This is a genomic window from Gammaproteobacteria bacterium (assembly GCA_003696665.1).
Lineage (GTDB): Bacteria > Pseudomonadota > Gammaproteobacteria > Enterobacterales.
Map to the genome: position 1 here is coordinate 1 of RFGJ01000574.1, position 2,379 is coordinate 2,379.

The following is a 2,379-nucleotide window of genomic DNA, read 5'->3' on the forward strand; positions in this document are numbered from 1 at the left end:
AGTGTGCCCTGCGGGTTGGCAAAAAGGCAAAAAAGGTATGAAGGCTGACCCCCAAGGTGTGGCAGAGTACCTGGCGGAAGAAGCAGACAAACTGTAAAGACTGCTTTTCTTTCAAATGGAAAGGGCCGTTCGGCCCTTTCTTTTTTCAAAAAAAACAAATAGTTGCAAAACTGTCCCTTTTTGTCCCCAAGGTGTGCTTGCCGTTCAGAGAAAATACATTAGGCTGGAGGGGTATCGATTTTGTGCAATCATTTTCATGTTGAGCAAGCGGAGATAACACAGAATGAAATCAAAAGTATTACTATTGACAGCTGGCCTGTTGGGCGGTGCTTGGAGTTGGGCGCATAGTCCAGAGGCATTGACACAATGGTGTCCGAATGGCCGAGTGCAAGTGATTGGACAGTGGCAATATTCGGCATTTGTGATACGCAAACTTAAAACAAGTGCCCAAACATGCCAAGTCACACCTGGAGATAAGTCGTGCGGGCAGTTTGATGATGACTGGGAAATGGCCTGGCGGGTGGCACAAGGCACATGCGCGGGAGCCGCTGGCGATACGCCTGTCCGCACCGATGTAACAGGGCCCGCCTCATTTCTGGATAATCGAGCCGTGGTGGGCAGCAAGGCGCGGATGCATCACTTTATTTATACCATTGATGAGGGCATCACGTTTAGTTGCCAGGTATGTGTGACGGAAAGTGCGCCGAGGGATTTCACGGCCACTCGTTAAGCCAGTTGGCGTGATTTGATTTCGGCAAGCACCTTTTCAAGCTTGTGCTCGATTTCTTGCCGTTCTGCGGCAGAAAGCCGGGTTTCTGCCAAGACGAAATGCGCGGTTTGTACCACCGCGCGCCAACGAGGTCGCTTCGGCATGGTGTTAAGAGATAAATAGCGATCGAGTGAGCGGGTCCGGAGGCGCCCACCATCAATGGTGATGCGCCAAATCCCGCTGGCCTCAGCCAAATCCACTTTGTCTTTGCCGGTGGCGCGTTCCCAAGCATGGACACAGGTAAACAATAAGTCGACCAAAATGGCACGCATAGTGTTGATATCGTCCTGGGTTGGTGAGGAAGTCACCTTCGCCGACCCTGCAGCCTGTTCGGCCACTCGTACCAGTAACGCGTCTCCTTCACAGTCAGACACCAATAAAGACAATCTGGCCTCGCTTGAGGAGGACGGGGATGCGGTTGGCGCTGGACAATCGACGTGAATATCGTCGTGTTCGTTGTCTTCCGATCGGGCCGACAGGATGGTAAATAGGGTTGGCCAAACGATAGCGAGATGGTGCTCTTGCCAATGCTTTGCCATTGGGTAGCGTTCGATAAAGGCGCGATTCACCTTTTCGATGCGCCAGTCTGCGCCGATGATGAATTGCGGTGTTAATTGTTTGTCTAGTGCCGAGAGTGCGACGGTATGCTCTTCTTTTAAGGCCTGATAGGCCGACTCATGCTGCCGCAAGTCTTCGTTGAGTTGAAGTTTTTGTTGTAACCAAAGTCGTTTTTTGCGTTGCATAAAAAGGATCACGCCAGCCACCGACAACAACAACAACGCTGCCAGCAAGCTGACTTGCATTTGCGAGTTTGCCAACGCTAGATCTTGCCGTATCCGCTGGGACTCAAGTTCCGCAAGCTTGACATTTTGTGCTTGAATGAACAGTCGCGACTTCAGGTTTTGAACACTGCGCGCATGTTTGGCCTGAAGTTGTTGCCGTTCAATGGTACTGGCCGTCTTGAGCGCCCGGTAGGCGGTCTGCCAGTCTTGTTGTTGCTCTGCCATTTTGGCTTTTAATGAAAGTAGGTGTTTGCGATCATCTTCTGTCAGGTGAGGCAATGCCAGGCCTCTGTGAAGCCATTGTTTGGCCTGTTGGAATGCGTGTTGCCGGTACAGCCATTCGGTGAAGATAGTTATGGTCGGGCCATCGAGCGCCCATGAATCGCGTTTTAGTCTCGCTTGTGTCCGTTGCCCCCAATAGGACGCGCACGGGTGATCTGCGTTCACGCATAAAGCCAATGCAACGCGCTCAATTCTTTGTTGATCGCGCTGCCAGTCCTTCGCTTGGTAGTTATGATCGATGCGTCGAAGCCTAGCGAGCGCCCCGGCAATATTGCCCTGTTCTGCTTCGATTTGAGCAAGATTTTCTTCGGTATGCAGCAGCCGTCTCCGTCGTGCTGATGGTGAGCTGTTGGGGTCGTGCTCAAGTGCTTGCATGGCTTCCACAAAGAAAAACTTGGCTTGCTTGAGTTCGCCGGATTGATGAAAGACATGGCCGATGTTGACTAGCGTCACGGCAATACCTCGGGTATCGTTGAGGGCCCGCTTACGCGCTAGACTCTCTTGAAAATAGTGAAGCGCCTGTTGGTAATCGTCCAGCTTGAGCGC

3 protein-coding genes are annotated in these 2,379 nt (G+C 52.0%); 2 read left to right on the plus strand and 1 reads right to left on the minus strand.

Translation table 11 applies throughout. The annotated features are described in order from the left end of the window. Together D6694_13970 and D6694_13975 are read left to right on the plus strand one after the other, a co-directional pair. A partial coding sequence (locus tag D6694_13970) for a peroxiredoxin (protein ID RMH36342.1) occupies nucleotides 1-97 on the plus strand: 97 nt, incomplete at its 5' end. A 186-nt stretch (nucleotides 98-283) separates the two neighbouring features. Continuing rightward, nucleotides 284-730 carry a hypothetical protein gene (locus D6694_13975; protein ID RMH36343.1) on the plus strand — a complete coding sequence of 149 codons (447 nt, stop codon included), beginning with the start codon at nucleotides 284-286 and terminating at the stop codon, nucleotides 728-730. On the opposite strand, the gene D6694_13980 is transcribed toward D6694_13975, so the two are convergent. Next, the coding region (locus D6694_13980; protein RMH36344.1) for a tetratricopeptide repeat protein at nucleotides 727-2,379 on the minus strand (1,653 nt) is incomplete at its 5' end. The two genes, D6694_13975 and D6694_13980, sit on opposite strands and share 4 nt — an antisense overlap.